Raw genomic sequence first — 663 nt, 5'->3', positions numbered from 1 at the left:
CCGTCGTCACCGGCCAGCAGGCCACGGTGAACGTCAGCCCCAAGGCCACCGTCAAGGCGGACGCCGCGGCGGCCACGGCCCGCGCCGAGCTGGCCACGGTGGAGGACACGAAGACCCCGGAACTGCTGGTCCACGCCACGACCAAGACGCCGCGCCTGGCGTGGGAGGTCGTGGTCACCGGCACCAGCAAGAAGAACATCCCCAGCGTGCTGCACGTCTACGTCGACGCCCGCACCGGCAAGGTGATCGACGCCTGGGACGAGGTCCGCGAGGGCACCGGCCGGGGCGCCCTGGTCGGCCAGGTGAACATCGACACCGGCCGCTCCGGCAGCTCGTACACCATGACCGACCCCAACCGGCCCGGCCTGCAGTGTGGCGGGCAGAACGGCGCCGCCTACACCAAGAGCAGCGACAGCTGGGGCAACGGCTCGGGCACCGACCTGGAGACCGCCTGCGTGGACGCGATGTACGCCGCGCAGAAGGAATGGGACATGCTGCGCGACTGGCTGGGCCGTAACGGCCACAGCGGCTCGGGCCGTTCCTTCTCGATGCGGGTCGGCCTCAACGCGGTCAACGCCTACTGGTACGGCAGCTACACCGCCTTCGGCTACAACCAGAACCGCACCAACCAGCTGACCTCGATGGACGTGGTCGGCCACGAGC

Annotated in this window: 1 protein-coding gene; it reads left to right on the top strand. The window is 70.1% G+C overall.

From position 1 onward, the window contains the following. Window positions 1-663: PepSY domain-containing protein (locus ACFHYQ_RS29330; protein ID WP_394304389.1), on the top strand; the 663-nt coding region annotated here is incomplete at both ends.

Origin of the sequence: Sphaerimonospora cavernae (assembly GCF_042435035.1) — a bacterium.
GTDB lineage: Bacteria > Actinomycetota > Actinomycetes > Streptosporangiales > Streptosporangiaceae > Sphaerimonospora > Sphaerimonospora cavernae.
This window is presented reverse-complemented; position numbering and strand designations above follow the sequence as displayed.